Origin of the sequence: Lonepinella sp. BR2271 (assembly GCF_051851515.1) — a bacterium.
Lineage (GTDB): Bacteria > Pseudomonadota > Gammaproteobacteria > Enterobacterales > Pasteurellaceae > Lonepinella.
In genome coordinates this window covers 182831-201152 of sequence record NZ_JBPDVF010000001.1, presented here as the reverse complement: position 1 = coordinate 201152, position 18322 = coordinate 182831, and the positions used below count along the sequence as shown (strand labels likewise).

General features: G+C 41.5%; 17 protein-coding genes and 1 tRNA gene. 4 read left to right on the top strand and 14 right to left on the bottom strand.

Features of this window, described 5'->3' with window-relative positions; genetic code table 11:
- The first annotated feature begins 11 nt into the window (after nucleotides 1–11).
- The gene (locus ACTG7X_RS00985; protein ID WP_439256692.1) at nucleotides 12–818 is read left to right on the top strand and encodes a peptide ABC transporter ATP-binding protein; all 807 of its coding nucleotides are present in this window, start codon (nucleotides 12–14) and stop codon (nucleotides 816–818) included.
- Nucleotides 819–1137: 319 nt separating this feature from the next.
- Here ACTG7X_RS00985 and ACTG7X_RS00980 read toward each other — a convergent pair whose 3' ends face one another.
- The 12 genes from ACTG7X_RS00980 to ACTG7X_RS00925 form a co-directional block, all read right to left on the bottom strand.
- Nucleotides 1138–2307 carry a porin gene (locus ACTG7X_RS00980; RefSeq protein WP_439256691.1) on the bottom strand — a complete coding sequence of 390 codons (1170 nt, stop codon included), beginning with the start codon at nucleotides 2305–2307 and terminating at the stop codon, nucleotides 1138–1140.
- Between the two features lie 279 nt (nucleotides 2308–2586).
- The gene (gene qseC, locus ACTG7X_RS00975) at nucleotides 2587–3954 is read right to left on the bottom strand and encodes a quorum sensing histidine kinase QseC (protein WP_439256690.1); all 1368 of its coding nucleotides are present in this window, start codon (nucleotides 3952–3954) and stop codon (nucleotides 2587–2589) included.
- Complete coding sequence (locus ACTG7X_RS00970; protein ID WP_439241079.1) at nucleotides 3932–4612, bottom strand: response regulator; 681 nt, start codon at nucleotides 4610–4612, stop codon at nucleotides 3932–3934. The genes qseC and ACTG7X_RS00970 overlap by 23 nt, the downstream gene beginning before the upstream one ends.
- A 211-nt stretch (nucleotides 4613–4823) precedes the next feature.
- On the bottom strand, nucleotides 4824–5372 hold the full coding sequence (locus tag ACTG7X_RS00965) for a YgiW/YdeI family stress tolerance OB fold protein (RefSeq protein WP_439256689.1): 549 nt from the start codon (nucleotides 5370–5372) through the stop codon (nucleotides 4824–4826).
- Between the two features lie 117 nt (nucleotides 5373–5489).
- Complete coding sequence (locus ACTG7X_RS00960; protein WP_439256688.1) at nucleotides 5490–5768, bottom strand: DUF1294 domain-containing protein; 279 nt, start codon at nucleotides 5766–5768, stop codon at nucleotides 5490–5492.
- A 2-nt stretch (nucleotides 5769–5770) separates the two neighbouring features.
- On the bottom strand, nucleotides 5771–6067 hold the full coding sequence (locus ACTG7X_RS00955) for a helix-turn-helix domain-containing protein (RefSeq protein WP_439256687.1): 297 nt from the start codon (nucleotides 6065–6067) through the stop codon (nucleotides 5771–5773).
- Nucleotides 6060–6389 (bottom strand): type II toxin-antitoxin system RelE/ParE family toxin, encoded by a 330-nt coding sequence (locus ACTG7X_RS00950; protein WP_439256686.1) that lies wholly within the window; start codon nucleotides 6387–6389, stop codon nucleotides 6060–6062. The genes ACTG7X_RS00955 and ACTG7X_RS00950 overlap by 8 nt, the downstream gene beginning before the upstream one ends.
- A gap of 107 nt (nucleotides 6390–6496) precedes the next feature.
- A complete protein-coding gene (gene glyA / locus ACTG7X_RS00945; protein WP_439256685.1) occupies nucleotides 6497–7762 on the bottom strand; it encodes a serine hydroxymethyltransferase in 1266 nt (421 codons plus the stop codon).
- A gap of 107 nt (nucleotides 7763–7869) precedes the next feature.
- Nucleotides 7870–8277 (bottom strand): hypothetical protein, encoded by a 408-nt coding sequence (locus ACTG7X_RS00940; RefSeq protein ID WP_439256684.1) that lies wholly within the window; start codon nucleotides 8275–8277, stop codon nucleotides 7870–7872.
- A gap of 11 nt (nucleotides 8278–8288) precedes the next feature.
- Nucleotides 8289–9578 carry a phosphoribosylamine--glycine ligase gene (gene purD / locus ACTG7X_RS00935; RefSeq protein ID WP_439256683.1) on the bottom strand — a complete coding sequence of 430 codons (1290 nt, stop codon included), beginning with the start codon at nucleotides 9576–9578 and terminating at the stop codon, nucleotides 8289–8291.
- 687 nt (nucleotides 9579–10265) lie between these two features.
- Complete coding sequence (purH, locus tag ACTG7X_RS00930) at nucleotides 10266–11867, bottom strand: bifunctional phosphoribosylaminoimidazolecarboxamide formyltransferase/IMP cyclohydrolase (protein WP_439256682.1); 1602 nt, start codon at nucleotides 11865–11867, stop codon at nucleotides 10266–10268.
- Between the two features lie 131 nt (nucleotides 11868–11998).
- Nucleotides 11999–12406, bottom strand: a complete 408-nt coding sequence (locus tag ACTG7X_RS00925; protein WP_439256681.1) for a DoxX family protein — start codon at nucleotides 12404–12406, stop codon at nucleotides 11999–12001.
- Between the two features lie 168 nt (nucleotides 12407–12574).
- Between ACTG7X_RS00925 and ACTG7X_RS00920 the strand changes: the two genes are divergently transcribed.
- Nucleotides 12575–12892, top strand: a complete 318-nt coding sequence (locus ACTG7X_RS00920; RefSeq protein ID WP_439256680.1) for a helix-turn-helix domain-containing protein — start codon at nucleotides 12575–12577, stop codon at nucleotides 12890–12892.
- 41 nt (nucleotides 12893–12933) lie between these two features.
- Here the strand turns inward: ACTG7X_RS00920 and ACTG7X_RS00915 are convergent, their stop codons facing one another.
- Entirely contained in the window at nucleotides 12934–14619 is a 1686-nt protein-coding gene (locus tag ACTG7X_RS00915) for a protein-disulfide reductase DsbD (protein WP_439256679.1), read from the bottom strand.
- 3 nt (nucleotides 14620–14622) lie between these two features.
- Nucleotides 14623–16653 (bottom strand): excinuclease ABC subunit UvrB, encoded by a 2031-nt coding sequence (gene uvrB, locus ACTG7X_RS00910; RefSeq protein WP_439256678.1) that lies wholly within the window; start codon nucleotides 16651–16653, stop codon nucleotides 14623–14625.
- A gap of 462 nt (nucleotides 16654–17115) precedes the next feature.
- Between uvrB and ACTG7X_RS00905 the strand changes: the two genes are divergently transcribed.
- Both ACTG7X_RS00905 and ACTG7X_RS00900 read left to right on the top strand, forming a co-directional pair.
- Nucleotides 17116–17191, top strand: a tRNA-Asn gene (locus tag ACTG7X_RS00905).
- A gap of 160 nt (nucleotides 17192–17351) precedes the next feature.
- Nucleotides 17352–18311, top strand: a complete 960-nt coding sequence (locus ACTG7X_RS00900) for a calcium/sodium antiporter (RefSeq protein ID WP_439256677.1) — start codon at nucleotides 17352–17354, stop codon at nucleotides 18309–18311.
- The last annotated feature ends 11 nt before the right edge of the window (nucleotides 18312–18322 follow it).

Here is an 18322-nt window from a genome sequence, read left to right as displayed (position 1 = left end):
TGGAAGAAAAAATGACCGCACTTTTAGACGTTAATGATTTATCCAAAACCTTTAAAGAACACCAAGGTTTATTTGGCCCCGATACTTTTCACGCCGTGCAAGATGTGAGTTTTAGCCTTGAACGCAAAGAAACCTTAGCCATTATTGGCAATAATGGTTCGGGAAAATCCACCCTCGCCAAAATGATTGTGGGCATTACTCGCCCCACCTCTGGCAGTATCTTGCTAGAGGGTCAACCGCTGACATTTGGGGATTATCAATACCGTTCCAAACGTATTCGCATGCTTATGCAAGATCCTAATTTTGCCTTTAATCCTCGTTTAAATATTGGGCAAATTCTGGATACCCCATTACGCCTTGCGACCGAACTAGATGAAGCCCAACGCAATGAGAAAATCTTTGAGACCTTGCGTTTAGTGGGTCTTTATCCAGACCATACCAACGTCAAAATCAAGACGCTTTCTGCCAGCCAAAAACAACGTATCGCCTTCGCACAAGCGCTGATTTTAGAACCGCAAATCATTATTGCAGATGACACTATCGGCACTCTCGACGCCTCGGTGAAAACCCAATTAACCAATTTAATGTTAAATGTGCAAGAACGCCGCAGTGTGTCTTATATTTATGTGAGCCAACATTTAGGCTTTGTGAAACACATTGCCGACAAAGTGCTTGTGCTGGATAAAGGCATGGTGGTGGAATATGGCAATACAAGAAACCTGTTCAGCCACCCGAAAAGCGATATTACCAAACGATTGGTAGAAAGCTATTTTGAACAGGAATTGGATGATCGGGCGTGGGAGCGGGATTGGGGGTGATTGATATTGAAAGCCAAACTACCGTAAACTTTTTCATTGTTCGGTTTTCCTAATTGATCAATAATTTTATCCGCTTCTTATTTTTACGACAAATTCATTCTACACTAAAAATATCAAACACAACAAAAAACGAGTAAAGAAGTCGGCACGCCCCACTAACCGTCCCCTCTCCCTCTGGGAGAGGGTTAGGGTGAGGGTTTAATATCTGTTGAGCGTAAATTTACCCTCACCCCTGCCCTCTCCCAAAGGGAGAGGGAGAAAGCAACAAAAAAACCCGAGCCAAGCTCGGGTTTTCAAATCTCTCACACTAATTTTTCAATTAGAAGAATACACGTAAACCTACACCGAATACGTTGTCTTTTTTGGTTTCGTTTTTAGCGTGGTCTTTAACACGGTCGTGAGCATATTCAAAATAAGTCAACACGTTTGTGTGTAATTTATAATCCACACCACCTAAGTAACGATTGTGAGTTTTAGTGCGGTCACCAGAAGTGATATCTTTTTCGCCAGTACGTTCCCATTGAACATAAACTTTTGATGGTTCAAGTACTTGGTAGCTAGCTTGAAGGATAGAGTAACGACCTTTCACACCTTCGCTTTCTTTTTTGTATTGACCGTAAGAACCGTTAACATTGAATTCGCCTTGTTGGTCTTCATCACCTAAGGTATAACCTAAGTGAGCAACCCAAGTTTTATCTTTGTAAACGCTATTTGTCGTGTAAGCTGCATCATAGTTTTCTTGTGAGTAAACCACAGCAAAATCAAGTTTTTGTTGTTCAGCCACTTTTACATTGTAGAATAAGCTAGCAGAATAACCATTTTTAAGTGAAGGAGCAATATTTGCTGCATATTTATCATAAGCATCTTTAGCTAATTTGTATGCAGGATCATTAGCACCTTGCGGATAAGCTGTGGTATCATCTTGGTCAGGCTCTGGGACTGCTGCTAAAGCTGCAACACGTCCTTTGCTACTTCCGCCAAAGAAGTAATCCGCACCAAAGCTAAATCCTGCAAATTCTTCTGAACGGAATTTCACGCTTTTATCTGCGTCAGTCATTAATGGGTTTAATGCACCTGAGTTGATATAACCGTTATCAGCTACTACGTCATCCGCGTTAGTTGCTTGACGACCGAAACTTACTGCACCGATATCTTTATGTTTTAAACCAGCGAATAAGTGTTTGGTTGTTGGGTTGCCGAAAGTATTTGATGTTTTTTCAGCACCGTTTCTGTCATCAAAACGTAATTGTAAAGTGGCGAAAGCAGATAAACCGTTGCCTAAGTCATGGCTTCCTTTAACGAATAAACGAGAACCATCATTTCTTAAATCGCCACGCTCATGATCACCTAAACGACCTAAGAATAAACGTAATGAACCGCTTAATTCAAGTTTAGTACCGTCTTGTTCATAAACTGTTGCGGCGTTGGCTGTGCTTACTGCTGTTGCGGCTGTTGCAGCCACTGCTAATGCTACTAATGTTTTTTTCATAATAGATTCCTTCTTGTATCAGGATTATTGTTATATACAATTAAGATTTGAACTTTTCAAAAAGAATGCGGTCAAACCTCGCTTTTTTAAAGCCTAGTCATATTGCCAAAGAATAAAATCAAGGTCAACCATAAAAAACAAATTTTCCAAAAAAATGTGATGAAGATCACATTTTTCTTGCATTTTAGTCTATTTTATAGACAACTCACGCTATCTCTCACTCCATTATGAGGGAAAACAAGGCAAAAAATCGCATAAAGTGGAGTGAGTAAGTAAAAATTACAGCTGAAAAATCACCCGCAAGCCGATATTTTGCGGATTATTCTGCCTATTTTCTAACCGCACTTGAATATGATGTAATTCGGCAATGCGTTTCACAATGGATAAACCTAACCCACTGCCCTTTTCATTTTGCCCGGCGGGACGATAAAAACGCTGACCCAATTTATCTAAATCGGCTTGATTCACCCCGCCACCATTATCCTCAATATAAATCGCCGTTTTTTCTAACCGCACCTTGACTTGGCTATGGGTTGGGCAATATTTAATGGCGTTATCCATGACGTTGCGCAACATTAAAGACAACAAGACGGTTTGCCCTTGACGTGGTTCGGGAACGCTGATAACGTCAAAATGCAGTTCAATCTGTTTGCGTTGGGCGGAAAAATACAGCTCGCCAATCACCGAGCTAATCAGCGTTTGCCAATCAATATTTTCCAATTCCTCTAATTGTTGCAGATTATCTAAGCGAGAGAGGGTTAATAATTGTTCGATCACCTGTGTCGCACGATCAATGCCTTGCGTGAGATTTGTTAAGGCTTCTTCTCTTAATGCCACATCATCACCGACCATTTGCGCAATTTCCGCTTGAATCCGTAAGCCCGCTAACGGACTACGTAACTCATGCGCAGCGTCGGACGTAAAGCGACGCTCTCGGGCTAACATGCTGGAAGTGCGGTCAAAAAAGCCGTTTAATCCTTGCACTAACGGCAAAATTTCATCCGGTAAATTTTCTGTGGTAATATGTTGATGATTATCTGGCGAACGGCGCCGCATTTCCCGCCCCACTTGATTAATGGCTTTTAATTCTCGCCCAATCAGTAAAATCATCAAGCCAATGAGTAAGGGTAAGCCCGCAATCCACACCCACATTTGCTTAAACACCATATCATTAATCAGGCTACCCCGATATTTAAGCTGCTGACCCACTGCCACAATTAAGCTACGATCTTCGGAGGGTAACCAAAAAATGCGCCATTTATCCTTATCTTCGCCCGCCAAGGTCGTCACCGAAAATCCTCGTGTTGGGGCAAAAATAAAGTTTTCCCCTTTTGCGTCATCGCCCAATAATAATTGACCGTCACGTGTAAATACAGCAAAGGCTAAGGCGTCATCATCATAATGAGATTTCCGTTTATGAAACGGACGAAATCCGCCACGTTTTTGGCGTTCCAACAGAATTTGATGTAAGTTCGAGGTGGCTAATCGTTTGGCTAATAACACCTGTTGCGCATCAAACAGTTCATCCACTTCCTTACGCACCTCAAACCACGCAATCGCCGTCGAAATGCCCCATATAATTAAGGCAGTTAACGACAAAATGGAAATTAAACGTAAGCGTAAGCTATTCTTTTGCCGTAATTTCATCCTGTTTTCCTAAGGCGTAACCGACGCCATGCACGGTACGAATAAATTGTTTGCCTAATTTTTTACGTAAATTATACATGTGAACTTCAAGGGCATTACTGCTCACATCATCCTCCCAACTGTATAATTTTTCTTCAATAAACGTGCGACTTAGCACCCGTTTTTGATTGAGCATAAACAATTCAAGTAACTTATATTCTCTTGTGGTGAGCGAAATATCTTGATCTTCAAGCCACACTTTATGATTATTTGGATCAAATTTCACGGCGCCGTATTCAATAATCGGGTTCGTTTGCCCATGACGGCGACGAATTAACGCCTGCAAACGTGCCACCACTTCGGCTAAAGCAAAAGGCTTACACAAATAATCATCCGCCCCACGTTGCAAGCCATGGATACGTTCATCTAAGGTATCACGAGCGGTTAAAATCAAAATCGGCACATCTTGATTATCCGCTCGCCATTGTTGCAAAATAGCCAATCCATCCATTTTGGGCAAAGTTAAATCTAACACGACGGCATCATAATCTGCAGATTTAATCGCCTCAAAACCCGTTTTGCCGTCAGTAAACCAATCCACCAAAAAGCCCGATTTGGTTAAGCCAATATTTAACCCATTACCAATTAAGGGATCATCTTCAATCACTAAAATTCGCATAAATTACACCGCAGTTTGTTGTTTTACCCTCTCCCTAGCCCTCTCCCATAGGGAGAGGGAATGTTTTTTGGGGATAAAAAAATACTTCCTTTGCTATCTCGTCCCCTCTCCCATAGGGAGAGGGAATGTTTTTTGGGGATAAAAAATACTTCCTTTGCTATCTTGTCCCCTCTCCCTATGGGAGAGGGCTAGGGTGAGGGTTCCTGTAATTCTACTCCCCTTTTCCTACTCTTTCACCTTGTTGTGGACGTACAGCACGAACTTTCTCCACCACAACCGCCTCCACTTCAGTTTTACCCCAAGATTTTTCCACTTCGGCCACGATCTTGACATTATCTTCTGGCGTAATCAATCCACGCATGGCTTTACGATTAATCTCTAAGGTTAATTCACCGGAGCTATCTTTAAATACGAAGTCGTTTTTACCCACTTGTTTCACAATATGACCGATTAAAATAATCGGTTGATCATCTTGCCACTTTTCTGCGTCCGCCACTTGTGTAGTTTTGGTCGGCATAAATCCACCGAACATAAAAGGTTCAGGACGTTCATCATGAGGACGATTTTCCGCCATTCTATTGCCACGTTCAGCCCCTTGCCCACGATTCTCTGGCGATCTTGCTTTTGCTTGCACCACCACGGGATCTAAGGTGGCTTGTGATTCAGGTGCGGTTTCTGCTTGTACAAGCGTTGCTCCCGCTAAAATAGATAAACCCAATAAGGCAGCTAAACTCGTTTTTTTCATTACATTTTTTTTCATCATCATTTCCTTTGTAAAATAACGTTAATCATCCAAAGCGTTGCGCCATGACATCACTTTGTTGAGAGAGATTAAAACAGATAAGTATTAAGAAAAAATGAAGAAAGGATTAAAAAATTAAAATCCCATTCGCCACCAGAATAATAAAGGCAAAATCACTAAAAAAAGCACCGCACTTAAACCGACCGCCCATTTAAATTGCCAATGTTGGGTCTTATGCCGAAAATGTTGCATACCCAAATGCACACCAATAAACCCACCAATAAAACAAAGGGTAAAGAACACCAATTCTTCAATTCGCCATTGTTTATTTTCAGCACGTTTTTTATCTTCTCGCATTAAAAAATAAGCGGTGATATTCACCACCGCTAGATAGGTTATAAAGAAATAAAGCATACTTAATTCAACACAAACTCAATCCGACCACCCAACGCATTAGCATAACGAGAAAGTGTGTCCAACGTTGGGTGAACTAAGCCACGCTCTAAACGGCTCACGTTTTGCATTTTCATCCCCGTTTTTTCAGCAATATCTTTTTGCGTGAGATTTTGAGCCTCTCGTTGTGCTTTTAAGCTCGCCATAAGCTGCTCTTGTTCTTCTAGCCGTTTGTATTCAGCTACAAATTCAGGATCTTGCATTAATTTATGACGTAATTCTTCTAAAGTGACAAATTCTAAATTTTCATTCTTATCCATTTAATTTCTCCTTAATTTCATTCATACGAGAAAGTGAGAGTTCAATACTCTGTTGTGGTGTTTTTTGTGTTTTCTTATGTAAAACGTGAACTACGTAAATTTGTTGACGTTTTTCAAAAAAGAAAAAACTACGAGAAATGCCTTCTAAACTTGTCACCCTTAATTCTTTCAAGCCGTCTTTTATATGGCGAACTTTGGGTTCTTTGAGTTCAAATCCTTTCAATGATAATTCTTCTATTGCTTTAAACGTTGCTGCTTGTAAATTAGGTGGCAGTTTTTTTAATTCCTTTAATGCCAATTTTGTGATTACTAAATCAAACATAGCATCCTCATTATCATCAACTTTGATGAGTTTACTCTTTTCAAAAAATTATTCAAGCAAAAAAGCGGTGATTTACCACCACCGCTTTTTACTCACAAATTCACCAATTATTTTTCATAAACCGGTAAACGTTTACAAATTTCCAACACTTTCGCTTTGGTCGCTGCAATGACGGCTTCTTCATTGTCTTTGCCTAACGCATCTAATACATCACACATCCAACCGGCTAATGCGGTGACATCTTGCTCATTGAAACCACGACGAGTCACAGATGGTGTACCTACACGAATACCAGAAGTCACAAACGGTTTTTGTGGATCATTTGGCACGGCATTTTTGTTGACCGTAATATTGGCACGACCTAATGCCGCATCCGCTGCTTTACCGGTTAACCCTTGTTTTACAAAGCTCACCAAGAATAAATGGTTTTCGGTTCCGTTAGACACGACATCATAACCACGAGATTTAAACACTTCCACCATGGCCTTAGCGTTTTTTACCACATTTTGTTGATAGACTTTGTATTCTGGTTCAAGAGCCTCTTTAAAACAGACGGCTTTTGCTGCAATGATATGCACTAATGGACCACCTTGACCTGCTGGGAACACGGCAGATTGGAATTTTTTGTACATTTCTTCATCACCAGAAGAAGAAAGGATTAAACCACCACGTGGACCGCCTAAGGTTTTGTGGGTGGTTGTAGTCACAACATGTGCGTGTGGTAATGGATTTGGATAAACGCCGGCGGCAATTAAGCCTGCTACGTGTGCCATATCGACAAATAAATACGCCCCCACTTCGTCGGCAATTTCACGCATTTTCGCCCAGTCCACTACTTGGCTATAGGCAGAGAAACCGGCGACGATCATTTTTGGTTTACATTCTAAGGCTTTTTGACGCACATCTGCATAATCGATTAAACCGTCTGCGGTGATACCGTATAACACGGAATTGTAGATCTTGCCCGAAAAGCTCACTTTCGCACCATGGGTTAAGTGACCACCATGGGCTAAGTCCATGCCTAAAATCGTATCACCTGGTTTAATTAACGCCATATAGACGGCTGCATTGGCTTGTGAACCTGAATGCGGTTGCACATTGACATAATCTGCCCCAAATAATTGTTTGGCACGATCAATGGCTAATTGTTCAACAATATCCGCATATTCACAACCACCGTAATAACGTTTGCTTGGATAACCTTCCGCATATTTATTGGTAAATTGTGAGCCTTGCGCTGCCATGACCAATGGGCTGGCGTAGTTCTCAGAGGCAATTAATTCAATATGTTCTTCTTGACGACGGTTTTCATCTTGAATGGCTTGCCATAAAATAGGATCGTAATTTTCAATGGTGACAGATTTTTTAAACATAGATTTGTCCTTTTAAAGTTGGTGGGTAAATTTTTTGATAGTTTACCCTGTTTTTGACTAAAATTTAATTGTTAATTATTCCAATTCTAAATGAATAATTTTCATCTTTATTTTTTAGCGATAATAGTTACCCCTTCGGTAAAGCTATAACCATAGCCATAACCAAAACTAGCCCCTCCCGTCACTTTTTCTGTTTCGCTCAATAATCTTCTTTCACTTTTTATACCTTGAGCTTGGTAATGATAATTATAATTTCCTGAAACAATAGGTAAAATAGATACGATTTCATAACCATCATTATTCAAACTAACCACGGTTTCTTCAATATCTTTAGAAAGACGCTCACCATCAATTTCACAATCAGACCAACCTGTTTGCTCCCAACGTTTTTCTGTGGTCATAATCTCTTTTTCCCCACCAAACAAACCTTTTTTCGTTTCACCTGTTGGGACTTTAACTTCTACATATTTTCCCATGGGTTTAAAATGGGCTTTAACATAAACGACTTTATTCATAACTCTCTTCCTTATTTATTTTGCTCTCTCGCCACTGCCCGATAGCCAATATCACGGCGATAAAAACGGCCTGTCCAATTCACTTGTTCGGCTAATTTCAAGGCTTTTTGTTGAGCGTCAAATACAGAATTACCTAAGGCTGTTACACAAAGCACTCGTCCGCCATTGGTGACTAATTTTCCGTCTTGTTCTGCCACACCTGCTAAAAAGACTTTTTCATCTGTTTTGTTTTCTGTTGGCAAACCGTGAATTTCATCATGTTTACGGTAATCTGCGGGGTAGCCTTCTGCTGCCAACACGATACCTAATGCAGGCTGTTCTGCCCATTGGGATTTCACCTGATCTAACTCGCCTTGACAGGCTTTCAAACAAAGCTCAACTAAATCTGATTTCAAACGCATCATAATCGGTTGAGTTTCAGGGTCGCCAAAACGGCAGTTAAATTCGATCACTTTCGGCTGACCGTTTTTATCAATCATTAAACCCGCATATAAAAAGCCTTTATACACATTATTTTCCGCTGCCATACCACGTACGGTTGGATAAATAATTTGTTCCATCACACGCTGATGAATTTCTGGTGTAACCACCGGTGCTGGTGAATATGCTCCCATTCCGCCCGTGTTCAGCCCTTGATCATTTTCACCGACACGTTTATGGTCTTGACTGGTCGCCATGGGTTCAACGTGTTCACCGTCCACCATGACAATAAAACTGGCTTCTTCACCGTCCAGAAATTCTTCCACCACTACTCGGCTACCCGCTTCACCAAAGGCATTGCCTGCTAACATATCACGTACTGCATCTTCCGCTTCTGCCAACGTCATTGCCACAATTACACCTTTGCCTGCCGCTAAACCATCAGCTTTAATCACAATCGGTGCACCTTTTGCACGAATATAGGCAAGGGCTGGCTCAATTTCCGTGAAGTTTTGATATTCCGCCGTTGGGATCTTGTGACGGGCTAAAAAATCTTTGGTAAAGGCTTTTGAGCCTTCCAGTTGAGCGGCAGATTGACGAGGTCCGAAAATAGTTAACCCTGCTTGTTCAAAGGCATCGACCACACCAACGACTAACGGGGCTTCAGGACCCACGATAGTTAATCCGATTTGGTTATCTTGCGCAAATTTGACTAAAGCAGGTACGTCGGTCGCAGAAATGGGTACGTTTTGCACCGCACTTTCTCTGGCTGTTCCTGCGTTTCCAGGGGCAACAAAGACTTTGGTGGCGAGGGGAGATTGGGCAGCTTTCCAAGCGAGGGCGTGTTCACGACCGCCATTTCCAATAATTAATATATTCATTTTGTTTCCTTTATTTTAATTACAATATGTTTGTTTTTTAATAATGGGTTTCGCCCAATGGGCGACCATACTTTCTTTTGCTTGTGGCAAGATCGAATTTCGCCGATGGCGACTTACTTTTTCTTTGCTTGTGCAAAGCAAAAGTAAGCAAAAAGAAAGCACACCCCAACTTTGCCTTGTTTCCTGAAAATGTTTTAATTTGCTTAACGGAAAATGGCTGAACTCGCTACGCTCAGACAGACGCCATTTTCCTACAAATTAAAACATTTTCAGGCGGCAAACATGGGGCCCCATGGGTTTCCAATACCTAGCACTGGCGTACTAGGTTAAGCATGGTAACGCTACTTCGTAGCTTAGGATAAAATCTCAATTTTTTACTCACAATCCTTGATAGGATTATTCGGAGCTTTGCTCCCGTTGCTACGCAACGTTGATAATTTCTACGGAATTTTTTCACCGCACTTTTTTTAACGCTCGATCAAAAATTGGGGCCCCGTCTGAACCGCCTGAGCGTTTTGGTATTTTTAGCTAAATTTTGCATGTTTGAGCGTAGCGAGTTCAAAATTTAGCGTGAAGAAAATACCAAATAAGCTCAGAAAAGCGGTGAAGTCGGGGCGTGCTTTCTTTTGCCTACTTTTCTTTGCACGAGCAAAGAAAAGTAGGTCGCCCTGCGGGCGACACCCGCAATTAATGGCGGAAATGCCGCATTCTCGTTAACACCATCACCATCCCATGTTCATCCGCCGCATCAATCACCTCCTGATCCCGCATTGAACCACCAGGGTGAATCACACATTCAATCCCCACTTTTGCTGCCGCATCAATTCCATCACGGAATGGAAAGAACGCATCAGATGCCATTACGCAACCTTTTACATCCAACCCTTCATCTTGTGCTTTAATGCCTGCAATTTTGGCAGAATAAACTCGGCTCATTTGCCCTGCACCGATACCGATAGTTTGGTTATCTTTGGCATACACAATGGCGTTAGATTTGACGAATTTCGCTACTTTCCAGCAGAACAATAAATCCTGTAATTCTTTTTCTGTCGGTTTACGTTTGCTGACAACTCTCAAATCATCAATGCCCACCATACCTAAATCTGCGTCTTGCACCAACAAACCGCCGTTCACCCGTTTAAAATCTAAACGTTGCTGTGTTTGGCTAAATTCGCCACATGCCAATAAACGCACGTTTTTCTTCGTCTTAACCACATCAACCGCACCTTGCGACACTTTCGGTGCAATAATCACTTCCACAAATTGACGCTCTACAATCGCTTTCGCAGTTTGTTCATCTAACTCACGGTTAAAGGCAATAATTCCCCCAAAGGCAGAAGTCGGATCTGTTTGATAAGCACGATCGTAGGCTGTCAAAATATTCTCACCCAATGCCACACCACAAGGGTTAGCGTGTTTTACGATCACACAAGCAGGTTCGGCAAAAGATTTAACACATTCCAACGCTGCGTCTGTATCTGCAATATTGTTATAAGAAAGGGCTTTGCCTTGTAATTGTCTGGCGGTGGAAACGCTGGCTTCTTTGACATCTTGTTCCACATAAAATGCGGCATTTTGATGGCTGTTTTCACCATAACGCATGGTTTGTTTGCGAATGAAATTTAGATTTAAAGTGCGTGGAAATTGACCACAAACCGCATTTTCATCTTCTTCGTCTGCTTTAAAATAAGGTTTTACCAATTTACCAAAATAATTGGCAATCATGCTGTCATATTGGGCGGTATGTTCAAAGGCTTTAATCGCCAAATCAAAACGGGTTTCTAAGGTTAAACTATTTTGATTTTTATCCATTTCGGCAAGAATGGCATTAAAATCTTGATTATTTACCACAATCGCCACATCTTTATGGTTTTTCGCTGCAGATCGCACCATAGTTGGTCCGCCAATATCAATATTTTCCACCGCATCGGCAAGACTACAATCAGGTTTCGCCACCGTTGCCGCAAAAGGATAAAGATTCACCACCACCATATCAATAGGATCAATGCCATGCTGTTGCATGATACCATCATCTATGCCACGACGACCTAAAATGCCACCATGGACTTTCGGATGTAGGGTTTTCACTCGCCCGTCCATCATTTCGGGAAAGCCAGTATAATCTGATACTTCCGTTACGGCTAAACCGCTATCGGCCAACAATTTAGCCGTACCGCCTGTTGATAATAATTTCACCCCACGTTGCACTAGACCCTGTGCAAATTCCACGATACCACTTTTGTCTGAAACGCTTAATAACGCCTGACGAATAGGACGATTTGATTGCATTGACATGTTCCTTTGAGAATAAATAAAAATCGGTTTGCATTATAACGCAAACGGTTGCGTTTATGTACTGGATAAATAAAAAAAGCCTATATCTCTTAAAATACAGGCTTCTGGTATGACATAAAGTGCGGTTATTTTTGATTGCGTTTATTGTCTAACGCAAAGGCACCGCCACCTTGGAAGAAAATATAGAAAAAGGCAAAGCAATATAACGCCGCCAATTCCCCTTTGTTGGTCAAAGGTAAGAATAAATTATCCGCAGGAATCGCATGCACTTGGAAATACGCCACCGCCATCATGCCTGAAAGCAAAAATGCCACAGGGCGAGTGAATAAACCCAAGATCAATAAGATACCGCCTGTAATTTCTAAAATACCGCCAATACCATACATAGAAAATACAGGCACTGCACCATTTCCGCCAGTCATGGACATAGGAAATTCAAAATACTTCGCCGTGCCATGTAACAAGAACATATAAGCCGCCATAATACGCAACAAGGCTAACGCATAAGGGGAATATTTATTTAATGAATTCATACTACTTTCCTTAATAAAATAAAAAATGAGTTTTCATTATACGAATTTCTTTTGGTTAATAAAGCCTAAATGAGTGAAAGAACTTTTTATTTTTAGTGAATAATTTTATAGAATTACATATCAAGAAAAAATTTTTAATTGAAATGACAAAACATACTGGAGATCACAATGAAATACAGAAACATCATTGATCAACAAATCCACGAACACGTGACAGAATTATATGAACTCGGTATTTTTGATGAAAAAACTTATCGAGAATACGACGGACTTTGCCTAGAACCACCACAACCGAAAATTCTCACTAGCAACGAAATTTGCGAAATCCGTGAAAAAGAAGGCATTTCACAAGGCACTTTTGCACATCATTTAAACGTCAGTAAAAGCCTTGTGTCTGCATGGGAGCGTGGTGTAAAAAAACCCTCTGGGGCAGCCTTGAAATTATTAAATATTGTGCAACAGAAAGGGCTTAATGCCATTGCCTAGGAGCTTATGGCGTGAGATTTCTTAACGCCATAACATCCTGATTATTTGGTAATATGCTGATGAAAATCGGTAGCATTCAAAAAACCTGTGACTCTTAAACCGCTGATTTCCTTTCCCTGCTGATCAAAAAACAAAATCGTCGGTAAACCCAACACCTTGAATTTCTCCATAATCTCTTGATTTTCTGGCGTATTTTTGGTTACATCCACTTGCAATAATAAAATCTGTTCAAAGTCCTGTTGTACTTGTTGATCTACAAAAGTATATTTCTCAAATTCTTTACAAGCTACGCACCAATCCGCATACAAATCCACCATAGCAACCGATTTTGGGCTATTGACCAAGGCTTGTTCTAATTCCGTAAGGCTATGAATACGTTGAAAGTGCGGTGCAAAATCGCCCTGTTTTTGCACCGCACTTTGTGCGGTCTGAGCAAACATACCTGAATATTGCAATGTGAAAAATGCCGATAAAGCGACAACAACACCCAACCAATAACGCTGACTGGCAATCCAAGCACAAAATAAGATTAACCATACCGCCCAAAGTTCTAACGACCATTGCACGAATACTCGTTCCAATAAAATAACTGGCAATAACAAAAGGATAAAACCAAACAACTGTTTCACGATATTCAGCCAATTTCCCGATTTAGGTAAAATTTGATTGCCAAATACGGTCACTAAAATTAAGGGTATCCCCATACCTAAGGCCAATAAATATAGGGTAATTGCCCCAATAAAGAGATCTCCACTTTGTGCCACATACAACAACGCACCTGAAAGCGGTGCGGATGTACAAGGGGACGCCACTAACCCCGCCAATGCCCCCATAATAAATACGCCAATATAAGCGCCTGATTGTTGTTTTTGGCTTAATTGGGTGATTTTGGTTTGTAACCCTGTCGGTAATTGTAAGGTAAACAGACCAAACATGGATAAGGCTAATAACACAAATAACAACGACAAGCCGATTAAAACGGGCGGGCTTTGTAAGGCTTGTTGAAAGGGCAAGCCAATAGCAGCCACGATTAACCCGAGTAAGGTATAAGTTAACGCCATGCCTTGCACATAAATCACACTTAACGCCAAGGCTCGCCCTGTACTTGGGCGCTCACCTTGACCAATCACAATCGCAGACAGTAAAGGGAGCATGGGCAATACGCAAGGTGTAAACGCCAAGCCTAAGCCGAGTAAGAAAAACCAAAATACGGCATAGTGCGATTGGAATAATCGATTAGCCAGTTGATCTTGTTCACTCTCCGTGGCAAAAACCCTCGTCTTTTCCACCGCACTTGGTTTAAGCAAACCTGAAAAATGAGCTAAATCTATGATTTTTTCCTCGGGCGGGTAACATAATCCTTGAGTACAACCTTGATAATTCACCTTTAATTTAGTTTGCGCATTGGCTTGCAATTCTGGCATTAAAACGCTTAATTCATGGCGAAAGATCTCTGTTTCACCAAAAAATTCATCTTGATGAATTTCCCCCGTTGGAAATTGTAACGTCCCCACATGACCATTTTCTGCCGTGACGCTCAATTCATTTTTATATAAATAATAGCCCTCGGCAATCTGCCAATGTAATGCAACTTGTTGTTGATTTGGCTGAACGGAGAACTGAAACGCCTGATCTGCGGGTAAAAATGTCTTTTTACCGTCAAATAATCCCGCTTGTGCAGAAAATGCTAGCCAAAGTGCGGTGCAAAATACAAAAAATTTTTTCATGCTCTATTCCGTAATAAATCGTTCTCTAAGCTGATGTAACTGATCTCGCACCGCAGCCGCTTGTTCAAACTCCAAATTCTGGGCAAATTGATACATTTGCTGTTCCAATTTCTTGATTTCTTTTTGCAAGGCTTTTGGATCGGTCACCCGATAAGTGGCTTGCGGTTCTTCAATGCGACCACCTTTGCCCCTGCCTTTAGCTTTGTTCATTGCGCCTTGCCCAATATCTAACAATTCGCCCACTTTTTTGTTTAACGCTTGCGGGACAATGCCTCGTTCTTCGTTATATTTCATTTGTTTTTCACGACGGCGGTTGGTTTCGCTGATGGCTTTTTCCATGGAGTTGGTAATGCGATCCGCATATAAAATCGCTTTGCCTTTCAGGTTTCGAGCCGCACGGCCAATGGTTTGAATTAAGGAGCGTTCGGAACGCAAAAAGCCCTCTTTATCTGCGTCTAAAATCGCGACCAAAGACACTTCCGGAATATCCAATCCCTCTCGCAATAAGTTAATTCCCACCAACACATCAAATTCACCCAAGCGTAAATCTCGCAGAATTTCCACCCGTTCCACCGTATCAATATCGGAGTGTAAATAACGCACACGGACGCCATGTTCTTCCAAATAATCGGTCAAATCTTCCGCCATGCGTTTGGTTAAGGTAGTGACTAATACACGTTCATTGAGATCCGCTCGAATACGGGCCTCGGAAAGCAAATCATCCACCTGAATCGCCACGGGACGAATTTCAATTTCAGGATCCAACAAGCCGGTTGGGCGCACGACCTGATCGATAATTTCATCTCCTGATTTGTCTAATTCATAAGGGCCTGGGGTTGCCGACACATAAATGGTCTGCGGCGCCAATCGCTCAAATTCTTCAAAACGCAACGGACGATTATCCAACGCCGATGGCAAACGGAAACCGTATTCCACCAAGGTTTCTTTACGTGAACGGTCGCCCCGATACATGCCCCCAATTTGTGGCACCGTGACATGGCTTTCATCAATCACCAACAAAGCGTCAGAGGGCATATAATCAAACAAGGTCGGTGGCGGTTCGCCCTCTTTTCGACCAGACAAATAGCGAGAGTAGTTTTCAATGCCCGAGCAATAACCCAGTTCATTCATCATTTCAATATCAAATTGGGTGCGTTGCGTAATTCGTTGTTCTTCCAGTAATTTGTTTTCTTGAATAAACTGTTCACGGCGTTGCACTAATTCTACTTTGATTTTCTCAATCGCCTCTAAAATCCGTTCTCTTGGCGTCACATAGTGAGTTTTCGGGTAAATGGTAAAACGTGGCACGGCGCCAAAGCTCGTGCCAGTGAGCGGATCAAACAAGCTCAAGCGTTCAATTTCATCATCAAATAATTCAATACGAACCGCTTTATCGTCCGATTCGGCAGGGAAAATATCAATGATTTCCCCCCGCACTCTAAAGGTACCACGCTGAAACGCCTGATCATTGCGAGTGTATTGCAATTCAGCCAACTTCGCCAATATTTGCCGTTGATCGATAATGGCACCGCTTTGTAAATGTAACATCATTTTCAAATAGCTGTCGGGATCGCCCAAACCATAAATCGCAGACACCGAGGCCACCACAATGGTATCTCGCCGTTCCAGAAAAGATTTGGTGGCAGACAATCGCATTTGTTCAATTTGATCATTAATCGACGCATCTTTTTCAATAAAGGTGTCGCTGCTCGGTACATAGGCCTCAGGCTGATAATAATCATAGTAAGACACAAAATATTCCACCGCATTTTCAGGGAAAAAGGCTTTCATTTCCGCATAAAGTTGGGCGGCGAGCGTTTTATTCGGGGCAAGCACCATAGCGGGGCGGTTAAGTTGTGCAATCACATTGGCAATGGTAAAGGTTTTGCCCGATCCCGTTACCCCCAATAATGTTTGATGGGCTAAACCGTCGTTTAAATTTTCCGCTAATTTGGCAATAGCGGTGGGTTGATCGCCAGAGGGTTGGAATTCGGAATGTAAAATAAAAGGTTTACTGTTAATTTTGGTGGCCATGTTTGCTACTGATCATTTGTAAAGTGCGGTGTACAAAATTCCGACAGGAATTTTGAACGTTGCTTGCAACGGGGGCAAAAGCCCCGAACAATCCTAAAAAGGATTGTGAGTATTTTATCATATTTTTAGCTTAAAATCAGGTTGAAAAAATTCAAGTTTTACACAGACTTATCGTTGTCAAGCTGAATAAAAAACATTTTCATTAAAAATTTTGTAAAATTTCACTAGATTTTAGTTAACTTATTGATTTACATATCAATGTTATTTTACGAACAATCCCTCACAGAACCGCCATCAAGCTAGATATGGCCTAGCATGACCGAATTTTTTTAAATTTAACTCACAGAGTTATCCACAGCTTGTGTGGATAGAAAAAACAACACATTTTATTGATTTTTAGACTTGACAATTCATGCAGAGATCATTATCATTCGCCACCTATCTTGATTGATTCAGAATTATTCCTCCTTAGTTCAGTCGGTAGAACGGTGGACTGTTAATCCATATGTCGCAGGTTCGAGTCCCGCAGGAGGAGCCATTTCCTTTTGGTGAACTTTTATTTATCTCCTTTGATAAAAGTTCCTATTAAGCCAGAAGTTTTAGCCCAAATTTTTTTGGGCTTTTATTTTTTCTGCACTATCTCTCTTTTCCTGAATCCGCTATAATGCCCACCTTTATTTTAGATTGAATGATTATTTATGCTTTTACCTAGTTTAGCGCTTATTGTCGGATTATTGTTATTGGTCTGGTCGGCCGACCGTTTTGTAGATGGTGCCGCCGCCACCGCTCGCCATTTTGGCATGCCTCCGTTGTTAATTGGTATCGTGATTATTGGCTTTGGCACCTCTGCCCCTGAAATGGTGGTGTCAGCCATCTCGGCTTTTCGTGGCAACCCCGGTATTGCCTTGGGCAATGCTTATGGCTCAAATATTACCAATATCGCCCTGATTTTAGGGTTCACTGCGTTAGTGAAACCGATTTTAGTGCATTCACAAGTGATAAAACAGGATCTCCCGATCTTGCTTATCGTCACCGCACTGTCTGCCTATTTACTCTATGATATGCAAATTTCTCGCCTTGATGCCGTGATTTTAATCGCCATTCTCGCAGGGTATATGGCGTGGACAATCTGGCAAGGGTTTCGCCAGAAAAATGTTGAATTGCCAGAAGAATTGCAACATCAAAAATACATGCCGTTAAGCAAAGCGCTATTTTGGCTGGTTATTGGCTTGGTGTTGCTGATGGCTAGCTCGCAACTATTGGTATGGGGTGCGGTGGAAATTGCCCATTATTTTGGCGTCAGTGATTTAGTGATTGGCTTGACTATTGTGGCAATCGGCACCTCATTACCCGAATTAGCCTCCTCCATTGCCGCCGCTCGGAAAGGCGAGGCAGATTTAGCAGTGGGCAATATTATTGGTTCTAACTTATTTAACACCCTCGCTGTGGTGGGAATTGCGGGCGTAATTCACCCAATGGACGTGGAAAGTGCGGTGCTTTCTCGTGATGTTTTAATTATGTCCGCTTTAACTATCCTCTTATTCGTATTCGGCTATGCCTTTAAACAAGCCAATGGACAAATTGGGCGGTTTAAAGGATTGTTATTGTTACTTTGTTATGTTGGGTATAATAGTTATCTGTTTTATACCGCAGTTTAATGTTTTCATTC